This is a genomic window from Spiribacter pallidus (assembly GCF_040838495.1).
In the GTDB taxonomy this organism is placed as follows: Bacteria; Pseudomonadota; Gammaproteobacteria; order Nitrococcales; family Nitrococcaceae; genus Spiribacter; species Spiribacter pallidus.
In genome coordinates, this window is the sequence record NZ_JBAKFM010000004.1 from 166,324 (window position 1) to 182,053 (window position 15,730).

Sequence of the window (15,730 nt, forward strand, 5' to 3'; positions counted from 1 at the left end):
GCCGGCTTTTTTTTGCCCGGCCAAAATATATGGCCTGCCCTCGGGTTGGTCAGGCAAACCACCCCTGGATCCGCGGCAGAAGCCGGCCCAGCTCACCGCCCATCAACGCGAAATCCGCATCGAAGCGCTCGGCTGCCGAGTCGGCCTCGCGGTCGCCGGCGTCGGATTGCACCACATCGGTGGCGCGCAAGCGCTTGACCGACAAATCAGCATCGAGCACCAGGTTGAGCCGGCCATCCCAGGTCAGCGACAGGCGCCGCAGCCGCTTGCCGGCTTTGACATGGGCGCGCATCTCGGCGCTGCGAAGATCCTGACGCTTGCAGCGAATCTCGGCGCCCTCGCTGCGCGGGTCTTCGAAAATCGCCTCCTCGCCGGGCTCGACATCGCCGGGAAAGCGGTCATGGGCCAGCCACTCGGTCATCACCTGATTGGGGGCGCTATCGGTCTGTAGCGGCCGGACCGGCAGACTGCCGAGCAATGCCCGCAGATCCTCGACCAGGGTTTCGGCCTCCCGCCAGCTAGCGGCATCCACCACCAGCCATCGGCCCTGAAGGTCAAAATACGCATAGCAGCGCTTGCTGCGGGTAAACGCCCGGGGCAGGAGTTCCATGGTGATTTCTTCTTTCAGACGGGCCCGCTCCCGCCGCCCCAGCGGCCGGCCCATGGCGTCCTCGCGCTCCGAAGCCCGCGTCTCGGCGGTTTCGTTGACCACCGCCGGCGGTAAGACGCGGGTCTCGGTCTGAAGACAGATCATCAATCGCTGGCCGCTGGCGTGGACAAGCGTCTCGCCACCGGGCACAAGCGGCGCCACCCAGCCCCGCGACTCGGGATCATGCCCGCCGACGGGGTGAAAGGCGCCGGCCTGGAGTTTTTCCTCGAGACTCTCCGGCTCCAGATGAAAGCCATCGGCGAGTTGATAGACGCAGAGATTGCGAAACCACATCGGTCTAGGACGTTCCTTTGATCAGGGGCTGAAAGTGTGTGCTATCGATCGGTCAGGGCCGCCCGCGCGGCAAGTGCCCGGCATTCGGCGTCCGCCCGGTCCCGACCCACGGCGGTGAGATGCCCCATCTTGCGGCCGGGGCGGGGCTCGGCCTTGCCGTAGAGATGCAGGTTAACGCCCGGGTCTCGCAACGCCGCCATCCAGTCCGGGGTGCCCCGGGCCCAGCCGTCGCCCAGCAGGTTGGCCATCGCCGTGGGGACGCGGCGCGCGGTCGACCCGAGGGGCAGCCCGCAGACCGCCCGCAGCTGTTGATCAAACTGGCTGCTCGGGCAGGCCTCGATGCTCAGATGGCCAGAGTTGTGCGGCCGGGGCGCGAGCTCGTTGACCAGCAACGAGCCATCGCGGGTGAGGAACATCTCGACACACAGCACACCCACGACATCCAGGGCATCCATCACGGCGGCGGCCATCTCACGGGCTGCGGCGGTCTGCGCCGGCTCGAGGGGCATGTCGGCGATGGACAGATCGAGGATGTGATTGACGTGCCGGTTCTCGATCACACCAAAGTCGGCGAGACTTCCATCCACGCCCCGCGCTGCCACCACCGAGACCTCGGCAGCAAAATCCACTCGTCCTTCGAGGATCGCCGGTTGATTGCCGATCTCTGCCCAGGCCTGCTCGAGATCGGTTTGCGCCTCGATGCGGACCTGGCCCTTGCCGTCATAACCAAACCCCGCGGTCTTGAGGATGGCGGGCCGTCCGATCGTCTCAACGGCGTGATCGAGCTCGGCCGAGGTCTCCACCGCCTGAAAAGGTGCGGTGGGCAAGCCGGCGGCGGCCAGCGCGCGCTTCTCGCGCAGCCGGTGCTGGGTGGTATAGAGCACCTCGCCGTCGGGCCGAACCGGGGCATGGGCCGCCGCGACCCGCGTGGCCTCGAAGGGGATGTTCTCGAACTCGAAGGTGACGACATCCACGCCACGGGCGAACCGGTCGATGGCATCCAGATCGGTGAACGGCGCATCCACCACCTCATCGGCGATCTGCCCGGTGGGCGTGTCGGCGCCCGGCGCTAGGGTATGCACCCGATAGCCCATGCGGCGTGCGGACTGCGCGAGCATCCGCCCGAGCTGACCACCGCCCAGGATGCCAATGGTTGCGCCGGGCAGGATCGGCCGGGTCAAGGCAGCTCGTCCTCCTCGACCTTTTGCGCCTGTTGCCGCCGAAAGGCATCGAGCCGCTCGGCCAGATCGGCATCATCGACGGCGAGCAGTGATACGGCGAAAAGCGCCGCGTTGCGGGCCCCGGACTCACCGATTGCAAAGCTGGCGACCGGCACGCCACCGGGCATCTGCACGATTGAGAGCAACGAATCCAGCCCCTTCAGTGCCCGGCTCTGGACGGGCACACCGAGCACCGGCACCGTGGTCTGTGCCGCAACCATCCCGGGCAGATGGGCCGCGCCGCCGGCGCCAGCGATGATTGCGCGCAGCCCCCGCTCACGGGCCGAGGCGGCGTATTCATTCATTCGTGCCGGGGTGCGGTGGGCCGAGACGATGCGGCACTCATGGGGGATACCGAAGTCTTTGAGCACCGCATCGGCATGGGCCATGGTCTCCCAGTCGGAGCGGCTGCCCATGATCACGCCAACCTTTGGCATGGCATCAACCATTGGCCGGCGCCTTGACGTAGCTGCCCGGTGCATCCTCGATGGGTTTGAGCTTGCCATCGCCAGGGACCCGCGCGGGCACCTTGCCGCCCTGCTTGGGCTGGAGCCACTTGACCCAGTCCAACCACCAGGAACCCTCATGGTGCTCGGCGCCTTCGAACCAAGCATCCGGATCGGCCGGCGTGTTGCGGTTCAGCCAAAAGCCGTATTTCTGTTTTTCGGGCGGGTTAATCACACCGGCGATATGGCCCGAGCCACCGAGCACGAACCGGGTCCGGCCACCCAGCAGCCTGGAGCCGCGGTAGCAGGCGTGCCACGGCGCGATATGGTCTTCCTTGGCCGAGACAAAATAGGACGGCACCTGGACCTTGCCCAGGTCGATGGGCACGCCGCCAAGCTCGATGCCGCCCGGCTCGCGCAGCTTGTTCTCGAGATACATCTTGCGCAGATAGAAGGCATGCATCCGCGCCGGCATGTTGGTGGAGTCCTGGTTCCAGAACAAAAGATCAAAGGGGAAGGGGTCTTCGCCTTTGAGGTAGTTGTTGACGAAAAACGACCAGATCAGATCGTTGGAGCGCAGGCTCGACATGGTACTGGCCATCTGGTTGCCGGTGAGATAGCCGCGCTCGTTCATCTGCTTCTCAAGGGCGTTGAGCTGCTCCTCGTCGATGAACACCTCGAGCTCACCCGGGCTGTCGAAATCCAGCAGGGTGGTCAGGAAGGTGGCGCTGTTGACCCCCTTCTCGCCACGTTCAGCCATATAGGCCAGTGTCGAGGCCAAAAGCGTCCCCCCCAGGCAATAGCCGACGATGTTGACATCGCGCTCGCCGATCGCCTGTTCGACCGCGTCCAGCGCTGCCAGCGGCCCCTGGGTCATGTAATCCTCGAAGGATTTGCCGGCGAGATCCTCGTCCGGGTTGCACCACGAGATCACAAACACCGTATAGCCCTGCTCGACCAGCCACTTGACCAGCGAGTTCTTCGGCCGCAGATCAAGGATGTAGTACTTGTTGATCCAGGGCGGGACGAACAACAGCGGCCGCCGGGCGACCTCCTCGGTGGCCGGGGCGTACTGGATGAGCTGCATGAGCTCGTTCTGATAGATGACCTTGCCGGGGGTGACGGCCAGATCCTCGCCCACCTGGAACGCCTCGGGGTGCGTCTGCCGGATCTTGAGCTGGCCATTGCCCCGCTCCAGGTCCTCGAGCAGCTTGTTCAGTCCATCCAACAGGTTCTGGCCGCGGGTCTCCACGGTCTTCTCCAGCACCTCGGGGTTGGTGGCCAGAAAGTTGGATGGCGAGGTGGCGCTGATGAACTGCCGGGTGTAGAAGTCGATCTTGCGTTTGGTCTTCTCATCCAGGCCTTCAACATTGTCCACCGTGTGATGCAGGTAGTCGGCGGTCAGCAGATAGGACTGCTTGATGAAGTCGAAAAACGGGTTGTCCTCCCAGCCCTCATGGGTGAAACGCTTGTCTCCCTTATCGGGCTGCCGCACCGGCTCGCTTTCAACCCCCATCATCCTCAGGGTCTGGTTCTGCATCAGCGCCATGTAGTCCTGCCAGAAGGCCACCTGTGCCTGCACCAGCTGGGCCGGATCCGCCATCAAACGGGCGTAGAGGTCCTGGAAGAGCTTGCTCATGTGCAGCGCATCGTCCATTGACAGCTGCTGGCCCGATTCCTGGCGGGCAATGAAGTCTTTGACCAGCTGTTGACTGCGCTCGGCGATCTCCGACAGCGAGCGGGTCAGTTCGTTGGGGTCGATTGTGACGGCTTCGGTATCCTTGTGTTCCGACATAGCGACGGCCCTCCGGGCACAAATGGGTGATAGCGATCATACGGCACCGCGACAAAACCTCACAAACCGGCTCGACACCCCCGGTTGTGGCAGCCACCCCCGCCCGGGCCGCCGAGGCGACCGCGCTCGCCGCCTCGATCGGCACCCGGGCGGTCAATCAGCCGCCGCCATCCGGTTACTGGCTGGAACTCGCCAAACCGGGGCTGACGCTGATCAGCGACACAAGACCGCCGATGCGGCTTCGGGTGGATTTTCTTGCCGGTGCCCAGGGCTATCGCACGGCCCGGCGCGGGCAGCAACGCGAGCTGGTGGCCCGGGCCTGCGGCCTGTCTGGCCACAACGCCCGCCTGCCGATCATCGACGCTACCGCCGGACTGGGACGGGATGCCTTTGTGCTGGCAAGCCTGGGCGCCAGCGTCGAGTTGTTCGAGCGCGACCCGGTAGTGCATGCCCTGCTCGCCGACGGCCTGGCGCGGGCCCGCGAGAAGTTACCCGAGATCATCCAGCGCATGACCCTGTCTCTGGGGGATGCCCGTCAGACCGGCACCAAGCGGCGGGCCGGTTCGCTTCTGGCCGTCTATCTCGACCCCATGTATCCGGGCCGACGCCGGGCCGCCGCCGGCAAGGAGCTCGCCATGCTGCAGGCCCTGTTGCCAGCGCCCGATGATGAACAGGGGCTTCTGGACTGGGCGCTGTCACTGGCCCCGCAGCGGGTTGTGGTCAAACGCCAGCGCCGGGCCCGGCCCCTCGCCGGGCGAGCGCCGGATCACCAGCTGACGGGGCGGAGCACCCGATTCGACATCTACCGCCCGTCAAAGGGGGCGGACGGCTGATACCGGGGGATGCTCACCGAGGCCTCGAGGGCCAGCATGCAAGACCATGGATCGGCAGCGCGGACCGGGTTATCCAGATCGGATTGACCGATCAGTCGCAACCGCAGGTCGCTGTAGCCGGCTCGGGCCAGCTGATTGGCCGCCGCCGTGCGCGCGGCGGTATCCGGCTCGCCGGCCAACATGGCAAGCAGGGTGCCGTTGGGTCCGGTCTCGGGCTCAAACTCGGCAAGACGCAGGCTGCGCAGGCGCTCACCAAAGGCCTCGCGAAGCACCGGCCAGACACCCTGCAGACGCTGCCGGTGGGCGCCATTGAGCCGCGGTGCAGCAGGCATGGCAAGCCGCAGGGCCTGATCGAGGAGCAGCTCCGAGGGCGGGCCGGCTTGCAGCAGCGACGCCGGCGAACGCCGCCCCAGGGCGGGCTGGGGTGTCTGCCACCATCGCCGGGCGCCGGATTCGCCGCGCGGGTGCGCGTCCACCAGCAGCTCGATGAAATGGCGATCGCAGTTGACCCGATAATCACCGGCAATCTGTCGGCGCGTGCCGGGCTGTCCGCAGGCCTGACAGGTCACGGCCGCCTCGTCACGGGTGCGGGTGACGATGGGCAGGATACGATCTCGCACCCCGTCAAAGCGGATCTCGAGCACCCCATGCACCACCCGCAGCCGGCGCCAGCGAAAACCACCCCGCTCGGCGGCGGGCACCGCCTCGGCCACGCCATCGAACAGCCGGTCCATCAGTCCGTACCAACCCGGCGGGATCTCGATTTCCACCGGGTCATCGGTCTCGCTTCGGCCCCGACGCTGAAACTGCCAGGCATGGCGCAGCTGTGCAGCAGCCAGAAAGGCGCGATATCGACGTTCATCTACCGGTGTCACCATGACCGCATTGTGGCCAATTCGACTGACACAGGTCACCCCGAGCGGAGATTTCGGGCAAAAAAAAGCCCGGGCCGCAAGCGGCCCGGGCCTTAGAGGATCAGCGATCCGCGCTTACCAGGAGCGGCGCGGGCCACCTCCGCCACCGGCGGGCTTGCGATCCTGCGCTTCGTTGATGCGCAGGGTACGGCCGCCCATTTCGGTGCCATTGAGGGCCTCGATGGCGGCATCCGCCTCGGGGGGATCCATGCGGACGAAGCCAAAGCCACGGGGGCGGCCAGTCTCACGGTCGGAGATCATGCGAACTTCCTTGACGTCACCATGGGCGCTAAAAAGCTCGCGGACTTCGTCTTCGGAGGCGGAAAAGGGCAGGTTGCCCACGTAAATCGATTTCATCACTCAAGTCTCATCATACGCTGCCGCGCCTTGTTCAAGGCATGGGCAGGTCAAACATCGCGGGGTGCAAATGGCGCCCCTTCGGACGGTCCGATCGTCGGGCCGCCGGGTTGTCCACCGCCGTGCGATCAACAACTTGGCTTCGACCATACGGGACCCCAACCCCCGTGGCAATCGGTATTTTGACTGGCGGGGGCAGGACTCAACCGCCGCTGAGACGCTATGCTGTGCGGCAACACCCATACGATCGGCAACCGCTTGCAACCATGACTGCTCCGCTTGACACCGGCGACCGGGTCCTCGACCGCCAGGCCAGCCACCTCCACTGGCTGCTGCGCGGGCCGCTGGCCCTGTCCATGCTCTACAACGCCGCCCACGCATGGCGCATGGGCCCGACCCCCTATGCCGAGTCACTGCAACTGCCGGTGACGGTGGTGTCGGTCATGATCGGCCTGCAAATGGCCGCGGCGGCCCTGCTTTTGATCGGCGCGGTGACCAGCGACTGGGTGACACGAGCGGGGGCCGCCTGCAGCCTGCCCGTGCTAGTGGGGTTGCTGTTCCACCTCCATTGGGGGCAGTGGCAGCCGCTTGCAAGTGCAAGCCACCCCCACGGCGGTGTGGCCCTGACGATCGCCTGGCTGGGGATCGCGACCTACTTGCTGGCGCGGGGCAACCAGACATGAGCGCGCCCGAGAACCCCGAAACCCGGCAGAAACGCCAGCAACTCCGCCGGCGGCTATCCCGCAGCGTTGCCTACACCACGCCATTGCTCATGGCCGTCACCGGCGCCGCGGGCCTGCACGGGGTGGTCAGCGACATCGGCGATGGCCGTCTGGGCACAAGGGCTGATCGCACGAGTATCCCCGAGCCGGCAAGCCGCGCGACCGACGAAACCCCGGCCGCGACGCCGGAGGGGATGCCGGAGGGCGTGCCGGAAGGCATGCCAGAGGGCGCACCGGAGGGGCTCCCCGAAGGCCTGCCCGAGGCGACACCGGAAGGCATGCCCGAGGGGGTACCCGAAGGCATGCCCGAGGCCGACCGCGCCGACGAAGGTTAGTCGGCGGCTGGGGCGTTGTCGTAGCGCTGGCGCAGTGCCTTTTGCACGCTCGGGTGGACAAATCGGCTGACATCCCCCCCCAGCGCCGCCACCTCGCGGACTAGACTGGAGGAGATGTAGGCGTACTGCTCGGCGGGGGTGAGGAACACCGTCTCGACCCGGGGGACCAGCTGGCGGTTCATGCTCGCTAACTGAAACTCGTACTCAAAGTCGGATACCGCTCGCAGCCCGCGCAGGATGACCCGTGCCTGCTGGGCTTCGACAAAATCCACCAGCAGGCTCTCAAAGGCCATCACCTCGACGTTTTCATAGGGCTTGAGGACATGCCGGGCCAGTTCGACACGCGCTTCCAGCTCAAAGGCCGGGTGCTTGCTGGGGCTCGGGTAGCCGGCCACGGCCACAATCAGCCGATCGAACAACCGGGATGCGCGCTCCACCAGGTCGCTATGGCCGTTGGTGACTGGGTCAAACGTTCCGGGATAGACGGCAGTAATCGCCATGGCCCCTCCTTCGTTGCAGCGCAGCATCGTAGTGCCCGGCGGAGCAAAATACCACCCCGACATGGCCGCGGCCCATCAACTCAGCGGTCGAAGCAACGCAAACCAGACCGCGCCGGCGCTTCGCTCCCGGCAAAGCCCCCAACCAGTCGGCAACTCAGGCGGGGCCGGATGAAGGGGCGCTTCGACATAGATGCGGCTGTGCCCGGGCAGCGACCAGGCGGCGAGGGCCGCCAGCGCCGGGTCGAGGAGATCCGCTGCAAAGGGGGGGTCGAGGAAAATCAAGTCAAACGGCGCGGGGCGATCGCGCAGAAACCGTCGGGCATCGCCGCTGATGACCTCCGCCCGGCCGGCGGCATCCAGCATGGCGATGTTCTGCTCAAGGGACCGGCACGCCCCGCGGGAGTGCTCAACAAAAACGGCACTCGCCGCCCCGCGCGAGAGCGCCTCGAGGCCGAGCGCTCCACTGCCGGCAAACAGATCCAGCACCCGCGCGCCATCAACCTGCCCCTGGAGCCAGTTGAAAAGGGTCTCGCGGTTGCGATCGGCGGTCGGCCTCAGCCCCGGGCCGCCGGCGAATCGCAACCGACGACCCCGCCACTGCCCGCCAATGATCCGTAGCTGCCCGGCCACCCGGTCATTCCACCGCGTTAATCGCCGCCTCCGGTCCCACCAGCACGGTGACCATGCGTTGCGGGTCAATATGCTCGCGCAGGGCCGATTGGACGGCCGCCCCGTCGAGTTGCTCGATACGCTCGACAAACCGGCTCAGATAGTCATGGGGCAGATCATGAAAGCCGATGCTGCTGACATAGCCGAGCAGATCGCGGTTACTGTCGAGCTGCAACGGAAAGCTGCCGGTGATATTGCGCCGCGAGGCATCCAGTCGCTCGGCGGCGGGGCCCTCATCCCTGAGTTCGGTCAGACTGCCCCGCAGCACGGATAGCGCCTCTTGCAGGGCATCGCTGCGGACCTGGGTGGACATCTGGAATCGACCCCGCCGCGCCCCGGTGGTCACCCGCGAGCCACTGCTATAACTCAACCCCCGCTCCTCGCGCATCCGCTCGGCAAGCATCGAGGTCAGCCCCCCGCCGCCGAGCATATGATTGCCCAGATACAGCGCGTAGTAGTCTTCGTGTCCGCGCCGCACCGAGGGCTGACCGATCACCACGTGGGTCTGTTCGGCTTCGAACGGCACCCGCACGGTGGTGGGCGCATCCGACAGGTCCACCGCCGGTAGCGGCTCAAGGACTTCGCCGGCCGGCAGACCGGCAAGCATGCTGCCGGCGATGGCCTCTGCCCGATCCCGGTCCAGATCACCGACGATGGCGACCGTTGCGTTGGCGGCGGTGTAGTGGCGCCGATGAAAGTCCTGGATCATCTGCTGCGAAATGGAGTCGACGCTGTCGATTGTCCCGCTGGGAGGCGTTGCATAGGGGTGATCGCCATAGATCGCGCGGGTGAAGGCTTTCTCGGCCTGCTGACTGGCCGATGCCTCGGCCTGCTGCAACCCCAGCAGCATCTGCTGACGCACCCGCTCGATGGCATCATCAGGAAAGGCCGCGCCGGCAAGCACCCGGGCCAGGTTTTCGACCACCGGGTCGAGCCGCGCCGGCTCGCTGAGTGCGCGCAGGCTAACCTCGGCGGTGTCCCGGCCGCTGTTGGTCGAGACCCGGGCCCCGTAGCGCTCGAACTGTCGGGCAATGCGGCCGGCATCGCGCTCGGCGGTGCCTTCGAGCAGCAAATTGCTCACCATGCGTGCCAGCCCCGGGTGGTCGTCGTCCCGGGCGCTGCCCGCATCAAAGGCGATGCGGATATCGACGATGGGCAGCTCGTGGCGTTCTACAAAGAGGACCTCGCTCCCCTGCTCGGTGGTCCATTGCGTGATATCGGCTTCCATTGCGCCCCCCGTCGCGCTCATGATCAAAAGACCCAGGCCTAGCCAGTACCGCATCATTCCTGCTCGCCCCCTTCGGCCGGCTGCATAATGCCCACGGTCAATCGCTCGGGCTGGAGATAGCGCTGGGCGGCCGCCTGGAGGTCCTCGGCGGTGAGCGCCCGGATGTTGTCCTCGAACGCGGCAAGCGTCTCCCAGCCCGCGCCGGTGGTCTCGAGCATGCCGACCTGCATGGCCTGGTAGAACACCGAATCGAGTTCAAACAGGTGATCCGCCAGCAGCTGGCTTCGGGCCCGCTCGAGCTCTTCGGGGCTAACCGGCTCGCGGCGCAGCTGCGCCACCGCCTCACGAAGGCCGTTTTCCACCGCCTCGATATCGCCATCGGCGGGCACACCAAATAGCGAGAACTCAGTATCCAGGCGCGTCATGCCGTTGTATCCGGCGCCGGCGGCCGCAGCCACACCGCTGCCGCGCACCAGCTTTTCGGCCAGTCGCGCCCCCTCGCCGCCGTCGAGCACGCTGGCGAGCATCATCAGCGCATAGGGGTCGCGCGCGTGCTCGGCGGTGGCCAGCGACGGCACCTCGTAGCCCATGCGCAGCTGCGCCACCCGGGTCTGGTCGTCGCGATAGATCAAACGCCGCTCACCGGGCGGATCCAGGTTGTCCGGGTCGGCTACCGATGGCACCGGCCGGCCCGGAATGGGCCCGAAATACTCCCTGGCCAGGTCATGGACCGCCTGCGGGTCGACATCACCGGCGACAACCAGGGTCGCGTTGGACGGGGTGTACCACTGTTGGTACCACCCCTGCAGATCCGCCTTATCCAGCGCCGCGATGTCATCCGCCCAGCCGATGATGGGATGGGCGTAACCGGTCCCCGGGTGGGCGATGGCGGCGTAGCGCTCGCCAAACCGGCCTTCCGGCCGATCCTCGGTCCGCAGACGGCGCTCTTCCAGCACTACCTGCCGCTCGGTCGCCAGCGCCTCGTCGCTGATCTGGAGATTGGCCATGCGGTCGGCTTCGAGCTCAAGCGCCACGGGCAGGCGGTCGGCGGCCATGATCTCGAAATAGGCACTGAAATCCCGCCCAGTGAAGGCGTTCTCGCGCCCCCCCTCGCGCGAGATGATCTCGGAGAAGCGCCCCTCGGGGTAGCGCTCGGTGCCCTTGAACATCATGTGCTCGAATAAATGCGAAAGCCCCGTCTCACCCCGGCTCTCGTAGCTCGAACCGACCCGGTACCAGACCTGCGAGACCACCACCGGGGCCCGGTGGTCCTGCCGAACGAGCACCTGCATGCCGTTATCGAGGGTGAACTCAGTGACCGCACCGCGCTCCTGAGCGAGCGCCGGAACCGCCATCAGCGCGGGGATCAGGGCGAGAACCGCATTGGTTTTTGTCATCACATGCCTCGTTTGCCAATCACGAACGCCGCATCCGGCAGTGCTACCATAATGCCACTTTGTTCGGCGACAACCCTCGAGAGTTCCATGCTGCCGTTTCGACGCAAGCGTCAATCCCAACCGGCCGAGCCATCCGTGGACGACACCGCAGCACCCGATGGCCCGGACCCGTCAGGCGGGCTTTTCTCGCGCCTTCGGCGGGGTCTGCAGCGCACCGGCAGCGGGATCGGACAGCTCTTTCTGGGGCGCAAGCAGATCGACGCCGATCTGCTCGAGGAGCTCGAGACCCTGTTGCTGATGGCCGATGTCGGCGTCGAGGCCACAACCCGGATCATCGACGACCTCACCGACCGGCTCAAACGCAATCAGCTCACCGACATCGAGGCACTCCAGCATGCCCTGCGCGAGGACATGCGCTCGATCCTCGAGCCGGTATCCCAGCCACTGACCATCCCCGCCGGCGACAAACCCTTTGTCATCCTGACCGTGGGCGTCAACGGGGCCGGCAAGACCACCACCATCGGCAAGCTGGCAGAGCGGTTCAAAAGCGAGGGGCACAGCGTGGTGCTGGCGGCCGGCGATACGTTTCGGGCCGCGGCGGTAGAGCAGCTCCAGGCCTGGGGCGAGCGGACCGGCACACCGGTGATCAGCCAGCCGACCGGGGCCGACGCCGCCTCGGTGGTGTATGACGCCCACCAGGCAGCCCTCGCCCGGGGTGCGACGGTGTTGATTGCCGATACCGCCGGCCGGCTACACACCCAGGGCAATCTGATGGAAGAACTGCGCAAGATCGCTCGCGTGCTGGGCAAGCAGGACGAGGCCTCGCCCCACGAGGTGTTGCTGGTGCTGGATGCCGGCGTCGGACAGAACGCCCTGGCGCAGGCCGAGCAGTTCAGCCAGGCCGCGCCGGTCAGTGGCATTGCCATGACCAAGCTCGATGGCACCGCCAAGGGCGGCATCGTCTTTGCACTCGCCCAGCGTTTTGGCGTGCCGGTGCGCTTTATCGGGATCGGCGAGGGCGTTGACGATCTGCGCCCCTTCGACGCCGAGGCCTTTGTCGATGCCCTGCTCGCCCAGACCCGGGAGGCGGCGGACGCGGAATGATCCGTTTTGAAGGGGTCGGCAAGCAGTATCCCGGCGGCAATGAGGCGCTGCGCGGCCTCGATCTGCATATCGAACCCGGCGAGATGGTGTTCGTCACCGGCCCGAGCGGGGCGGGCAAGAGCACCTTTCTGCGGCTCATCCCGCTGCTGGAGCGACCCAGCCGCGGACGTGTCCTCATCGACGGCGCCGACCTGGGCGGCCTGCCCGGGCACCGTATCCCCTACCTGCGTCGCCGCGTCGGCATGATCTTCCAGGATCATCGGCTGCTCGACGACCGCAACGTCTTCGATAACGTTGCCCTGCCGTTGATCATCGCCGGCCGCGGTCGTGACGACATCGGCCGCCGTGTCCGGGCTGCGCTGGACAAGGTCGGTCTGCTGCACAAAGAGCACGCCTTGCCGGTGACCCTCTCGGGCGGGGAGCAGCAACGGGTGGGCATTGCCCGGGCCGTGGTCACCCGTCCCCCCATCCTCATCGCCGACGAGCCCACCGGCAATCTTGATCCCGCGCTGTCACAGGAGATCATGCAATTGTTCGAGCAGTTCAACCAGGTCGGGGTGACCACGGTGATCGCAAGTCACGATCTGTCGCTGATCGAAAGCTTGGGGTATCGGCGCATTCATCTCGAAGCGGGTCGGCTTGCATGGGGTTGATGGCCGCCATGAAACGCGGGCTCGAGCTGCATCGGCGGGCCGCCCGGGAATCTCTTGAGCAGTGGCGTCAACGGCCAGTGGCCAATGGCCTGACCACCGCGGTGATCGGCATCGCGCTGGCCCTGCCCGCCGGGTTTTTCATCCTCACCGACAACCTCCAGGCCGTGAGCGCCAACTGGCAGGGCGCGCCCAAGGCGTCGGTGTTTCTGGTGCCGGGGGCACCAACCTCATCCCATGAGGCCACCGCCCGCGCGGTCGAGGCCATGGACACCATCACCGCGGTGGAGCTGATCCACCCGGACGAGGCGCTCGAAGCGTTCGAGAAGGCCGCCGGGATGAGCGAGACGCTGGCGATGCTCGAGACAAACCCGCTGCCGGCCGTGGTCGTCGGTGAAATCCGCCAGGGGCTTACGAGCGCCGATATCGATCGGCTGACCGAGCGGCTTGCGGCGCTGCCGGATGTGGATGAGGTGCAGGTGGATCGGGAATGGCTGCAGCGACTCAACGCCGTGGTGGCGATGGTCGATCGCATCAGCTTGTTGATCGCCTCAACGCTGGCCCTGGCGGTGGTGCTGGTGGTGGGCAACACCATCCGGCTGGATATCGAAAACCGTCGCGCAGCGATCGAGATCAGCAAGCTGATCGGCGGGACCGACGCCTTTGTCCGGCGGCCCTTTCTCTACACCGGCCTGTGGTACGGCGCCGCCGGCGGCCTGCTGGCGCTGTTCATTCTGATGATCGGGTTGCTGGCGATGGCCGGCCCTGCGCGCGAGCTTGCCGCCATCTATGACGGCATCCAGCCCCCGGGCGGACCGGGGCTTTCCAGCGCGCTGACCATCATCGGCAGTGGGCTCGCTCTGGGGCTGGCCGGTGCGTGGCTGGCGGTGGGTCGACATCTGGCCGAAATCGAACCGCGTTAAGGAACTTGCCCGGCGCATTGCGATCCAATAAACCGTGGTAAAATCAACTTCATACCGATGACGGAGCCATTCATGCAGGCAGCTACGGCACTGGTGAGCGCGGATTATGACCGGCTGCCCCTTCGCGCGGGCAGCGAGGATCATTACATCCAGGCGGTCAACGCCATCCCGGCACTCGGTGCCGAGGAAGAGCGCGAGCTCGCCCAGCGCTACCAGCAGGCTGACGATCTCGAGGCGGCGCGCTGGCTCGTGCTCTCCAACCTGCGCTTTGTCGTCCACGTGGCCCGGAGCTATACCGGCTACGGGCTGCCGCTGGCGGATCTTATCCAGGAAGGCAACGTCGGGCTGATGAAGGCGGTCAAACGCTTCGATCCTCAGGTCGGGGTGCGGCTGGTGTCGTTTGCCGTGCACTGGATCCGGGCCGAAATCCACGAGTTCGTGCTGCGCAACTGGCGCATCGTCAAGGTCGCCACCACCAAGGCCCAGCGCAAGCTGTTTTTCAACCTGCGCAGCGCCAAGAAACGCCTTGGGTGGCTGAACCACGACGAAGTCGAGGCTGTCGCCGCCGATCTGGGTGTCAAACCCGAGACCGTCCTCGAGATGGAATCGCGCCTTGCCGGACAGGATGTGGGCTTCGACCCGGGGCCCGAGTCGGAAGACGAAGAGGCCAGCGCGCCAGCACCGGCGGCCTATCTCGAAGACCACTCCAGTGACCCGGCTCATACCATCGAGGACGCGGACTGGGATGGCTGGCAGGGCCAGGCGTTGAGCAGCGCGCTCGAGTCACTGGACGCGCGGAGCCGGAGCATCCTCCGGCGCCGTTGGCTGACCGAGCCCAAAGCCACCCTCCACGATCTCGCCGATGAGTTTGGCGTCTCGGCCGAGCGGATCCGCCAGCTCGAGAAAAGCGCCATGAAAAAACTCCGCGATCACCTCTCATCCGCCGACCTGCCCGCCTGACCCGGCGGGCACCTGCAGGCTACAACAGTCCCCGCTCGGCAAAGCTCACCGGCCGACCCTCACCCACGACAAAATGATCCAGCACCCGTACGTCCACCATGGACAGGGCCTCGCTGAGCTGTCCGGTCATCAGCTCATCCGCCCGGCTTGGCTCGGCGACCCCCGAGGGGTGGTTGTGGGCCAAAATCACCGCCGCGGCGTTGAGCTCAAGTGCCCGTCTGGCCACCTCGCGGGGATAGACGCTAGCGGCATCGATGGTGCCGCGAAAAAGCTCCTCGAAAGCCAGGATCTGGTGGCGGTTGTCAAGAAAAAGACAGGCGAGCACCTCATAGGGCAGGTGCCGCAGCCGTGCGGTGAGAAACCGGCGAGTGTCCTCCGGCCCGCTCAGGGCATCGCGGGCCTCGAGGCGCGCCTGCAGGTGACGACGCCCCATCTCAAGCACGGCCTGGAGCTGGGCATATGTGGCAACCCCCAGACCGTGATAGCCGGTAAAGGACCGGACATCGGCCTCGAGCAGCGGGCGCAGACCGCCAAACGCGCTCAACAGCTCCCGGGCCAGGGTCACCGCCGAGCGCCCCGGCACGCCGGTACGCAGAAAAATGGCCAGCAATTCGGCATCGGACAAAGCCGACGGGCCGGTCTGCAGCAGTTTCTCGCGCGGCCGTTCGGTGGCCGGCCAATCGGTAATCGCCATGGCTAACCTCCGTTGAACGTTTCCTCAAGGGGCGCAACAG

Annotated in this window: 18 protein-coding genes; 7 read left to right on the forward strand and 11 right to left on the reverse strand. The window is 66.3% G+C overall.

The window, feature by feature from the left end:
• Positions 1 to 49 precede the first annotated feature (49 nt).
• Genes V6X73_RS08775 through V6X73_RS08790 form a run of 4 tightly spaced genes read right to left on the reverse strand, consistent with a single transcriptional unit; the run spans position 50 to position 4,404 of the window.
• Positions 50 to 943: a recombination-associated protein RdgC gene (locus V6X73_RS08775; protein ID WP_367959536.1), complete on the reverse strand. Its 894-nt coding sequence runs from the start codon at positions 941 to 943 to the stop codon at positions 50 to 52.
• Positions 944 to 984: 41 nt separating this feature from the next.
• The gene (locus V6X73_RS08780) at positions 985 to 2,124 is read right to left on the reverse strand and encodes a 5-(carboxyamino)imidazole ribonucleotide synthase (RefSeq protein WP_367959538.1); all 1,140 of its coding nucleotides are present in this window, start codon (positions 2,122 to 2,124) and stop codon (positions 985 to 987) included.
• On the reverse strand, positions 2,121 to 2,612 hold the full coding sequence (gene purE, locus V6X73_RS08785; protein WP_367959540.1) for a 5-(carboxyamino)imidazole ribonucleotide mutase: 492 nt from the start codon (positions 2,610 to 2,612) through the stop codon (positions 2,121 to 2,123). The genes V6X73_RS08780 and purE overlap by 4 nt, the downstream gene beginning before the upstream one ends.
• Complete coding sequence (locus tag V6X73_RS08790; protein ID WP_367959542.1) at positions 2,605 to 4,404, reverse strand: PHA/PHB synthase family protein; 1,800 nt, start codon at positions 4,402 to 4,404, stop codon at positions 2,605 to 2,607. The genes purE and V6X73_RS08790 overlap by 8 nt, the downstream gene beginning before the upstream one ends.
• 86 nt (positions 4,405 to 4,490) lie before the next feature.
• Here V6X73_RS08790 and V6X73_RS08795 point away from each other — a divergent pair, with 86 nt between their 5' ends.
• Entirely contained in the window at positions 4,491 to 5,237 is a 747-nt protein-coding gene (locus V6X73_RS08795) for a class I SAM-dependent methyltransferase (RefSeq protein WP_367959544.1), read from the forward strand.
• On the opposite strand, the gene V6X73_RS08800 is transcribed toward V6X73_RS08795, so the two are convergent.
• Both V6X73_RS08800 and V6X73_RS08805 read right to left on the reverse strand, forming a co-directional pair.
• Entirely contained in the window at positions 5,207 to 6,115 is a 909-nt protein-coding gene (locus V6X73_RS08800; RefSeq protein WP_367959545.1) for a hypothetical protein, read from the reverse strand. The genes V6X73_RS08795 and V6X73_RS08800 overlap by 31 nt on opposite strands.
• 111 nt (positions 6,116 to 6,226) lie before the next feature.
• Positions 6,227 to 6,508, reverse strand: coding sequence for an RNA recognition motif domain-containing protein (locus tag V6X73_RS08805; protein WP_367959546.1), 282 nt, complete (start codon positions 6,506 to 6,508; stop codon positions 6,227 to 6,229).
• Between the two features lie 266 nt (positions 6,509 to 6,774).
• On the opposite strand from V6X73_RS08805, the gene V6X73_RS08810 reads away from it, so the two are divergent.
• Together V6X73_RS08810 and V6X73_RS08815 are read left to right on the forward strand one after the other, a co-directional pair.
• Complete coding sequence (locus V6X73_RS08810) at positions 6,775 to 7,191, forward strand: hypothetical protein (protein ID WP_367959547.1); 417 nt, start codon at positions 6,775 to 6,777, stop codon at positions 7,189 to 7,191.
• Positions 7,188 to 7,565, forward strand: coding sequence for a hypothetical protein (locus tag V6X73_RS08815; RefSeq protein WP_367959548.1), 378 nt, complete (start codon positions 7,188 to 7,190; stop codon positions 7,563 to 7,565). Before V6X73_RS08810 ends, V6X73_RS08815 begins: the two co-directional genes overlap by 4 nt.
• On the opposite strand, the gene coaD is transcribed toward V6X73_RS08815, so the two are convergent.
• From coaD to V6X73_RS08835, 4 genes are all read right to left on the reverse strand, one after another.
• Complete coding sequence (gene coaD, locus V6X73_RS08820) at positions 7,562 to 8,065, reverse strand: pantetheine-phosphate adenylyltransferase (RefSeq protein WP_367959549.1); 504 nt, start codon at positions 8,063 to 8,065, stop codon at positions 7,562 to 7,564. The genes V6X73_RS08815 and coaD overlap by 4 nt on opposite strands.
• Before the next feature lie 75 nt (positions 8,066 to 8,140).
• The gene (gene rsmD, locus V6X73_RS08825) at positions 8,141 to 8,695 is read right to left on the reverse strand and encodes a 16S rRNA (guanine(966)-N(2))-methyltransferase RsmD (RefSeq protein ID WP_367959551.1); all 555 of its coding nucleotides are present in this window, start codon (positions 8,693 to 8,695) and stop codon (positions 8,141 to 8,143) included.
• 4 nt (positions 8,696 to 8,699) lie between these two features.
• Positions 8,700 to 10,016: a M16 family metallopeptidase gene (locus V6X73_RS08830; RefSeq protein WP_367981367.1), complete on the reverse strand. Its 1,317-nt coding sequence runs from the start codon at positions 10,014 to 10,016 to the stop codon at positions 8,700 to 8,702.
• Positions 10,016 to 11,359 (reverse strand): M16 family metallopeptidase, encoded by a 1,344-nt coding sequence (locus tag V6X73_RS08835; protein WP_367959554.1) that lies wholly within the window; start codon positions 11,357 to 11,359, stop codon positions 10,016 to 10,018. Before V6X73_RS08835 ends, V6X73_RS08830 begins: the two co-directional genes overlap by 1 nt.
• Positions 11,360 to 11,446: 87 nt before the next feature.
• Here V6X73_RS08835 and ftsY point away from each other — a divergent pair, with 87 nt between their 5' ends.
• From ftsY to rpoH, 4 genes are all read left to right on the forward strand, one after another.
• Positions 11,447 to 12,463: a signal recognition particle-docking protein FtsY gene (gene ftsY / locus V6X73_RS08840; protein WP_367959555.1), complete on the forward strand. Its 1,017-nt coding sequence runs from the start codon at positions 11,447 to 11,449 to the stop codon at positions 12,461 to 12,463.
• A complete protein-coding gene (gene ftsE / locus V6X73_RS08845) occupies positions 12,460 to 13,116 on the forward strand; it encodes a cell division ATP-binding protein FtsE (protein ID WP_367959556.1) in 657 nt (218 codons plus the stop codon). Before ftsY ends, ftsE begins: the two co-directional genes overlap by 4 nt.
• A complete protein-coding gene (gene ftsX / locus V6X73_RS08850) occupies positions 13,116 to 14,036 on the forward strand; it encodes a permease-like cell division protein FtsX (protein ID WP_367959557.1) in 921 nt (306 codons plus the stop codon). Before ftsE ends, ftsX begins: the two co-directional genes overlap by 1 nt.
• A 72-nt stretch (positions 14,037 to 14,108) precedes the next feature.
• Positions 14,109 to 14,996 (forward strand): RNA polymerase sigma factor RpoH, encoded by an 888-nt coding sequence (gene rpoH / locus V6X73_RS08855; protein ID WP_367959558.1) that lies wholly within the window; start codon positions 14,109 to 14,111, stop codon positions 14,994 to 14,996.
• Between the two features lie 19 nt (positions 14,997 to 15,015).
• Here rpoH and radC read toward each other — a convergent pair whose 3' ends face one another.
• Positions 15,016 to 15,690, reverse strand: a complete 675-nt coding sequence (gene radC / locus V6X73_RS08860) for a RadC family protein (RefSeq protein ID WP_367959560.1) — start codon at positions 15,688 to 15,690, stop codon at positions 15,016 to 15,018.
• Positions 15,691 to 15,730: the final 40 nt, after the last annotated feature.

What these genes read in the sequence shown, in the direction of transcription:
- ftsX (WP_367959557.1), top strand. Translation starts at nt 13,116, where the DNA reads ATGGCCGCCATGAAACGCGGGCTCGAGCTGCATCGGCGGGCCGCCCGG.
- V6X73_RS08805 (WP_367959546.1), bottom strand. Translation starts at nt 6,508, where the DNA reads ATGAAATCGATTTACGTGGGCAACCTGCCCTTTTCCGCCTCCGAAGAC.
- V6X73_RS08800 (WP_367959545.1), bottom strand. Translation starts at nt 6,115, where the DNA reads ATGGTGACACCGGTAGATGAACGTCGATATCGCGCCTTTCTGGCTGCT.
- V6X73_RS08815 (WP_367959548.1), top strand. Translation starts at nt 7,188, where the DNA reads ATGAGCGCGCCCGAGAACCCCGAAACCCGGCAGAAACGCCAGCAACTC.
- V6X73_RS08790 (WP_367959542.1), bottom strand. Translation starts at nt 4,404, where the DNA reads ATGTCGGAACACAAGGATACCGAAGCCGTCACAATCGACCCCAACGAA.
- ftsY (WP_367959555.1), top strand. Translation starts at nt 11,447, where the DNA reads ATGCTGCCGTTTCGACGCAAGCGTCAATCCCAACCGGCCGAGCCATCC.
- purE (WP_367959540.1), bottom strand. Translation starts at nt 2,612, where the DNA reads ATGGTTGATGCCATGCCAAAGGTTGGCGTGATCATGGGCAGCCGCTCC.
- V6X73_RS08835 (WP_367959554.1), bottom strand. Translation starts at nt 11,359, where the DNA reads ATGACAAAAACCAATGCGGTTCTCGCCCTGATCCCCGCGCTGATGGCG.
- V6X73_RS08775 (WP_367959536.1), bottom strand. Translation starts at nt 943, where the DNA reads ATGTGGTTTCGCAATCTCTGCGTCTATCAACTCGCCGATGGCTTTCAT.
- ftsE (WP_367959556.1), top strand. Translation starts at nt 12,460, where the DNA reads ATGATCCGTTTTGAAGGGGTCGGCAAGCAGTATCCCGGCGGCAATGAG.
- V6X73_RS08810 (WP_367959547.1), top strand. Translation starts at nt 6,775, where the DNA reads ATGACTGCTCCGCTTGACACCGGCGACCGGGTCCTCGACCGCCAGGCC.
- rpoH (WP_367959558.1), top strand. Translation starts at nt 14,109, where the DNA reads ATGCAGGCAGCTACGGCACTGGTGAGCGCGGATTATGACCGGCTGCCC.
- coaD (WP_367959549.1), bottom strand. Translation starts at nt 8,065, where the DNA reads ATGGCGATTACTGCCGTCTATCCCGGAACGTTTGACCCAGTCACCAAC.
- V6X73_RS08830 (WP_367981367.1), bottom strand. Translation starts at nt 10,016, where the DNA reads ATGCGGTACTGGCTAGGCCTGGGTCTTTTGATCATGAGCGCGACGGGG.
- radC (WP_367959560.1), bottom strand. Translation starts at nt 15,690, where the DNA reads ATGGCGATTACCGATTGGCCGGCCACCGAACGGCCGCGCGAGAAACTG.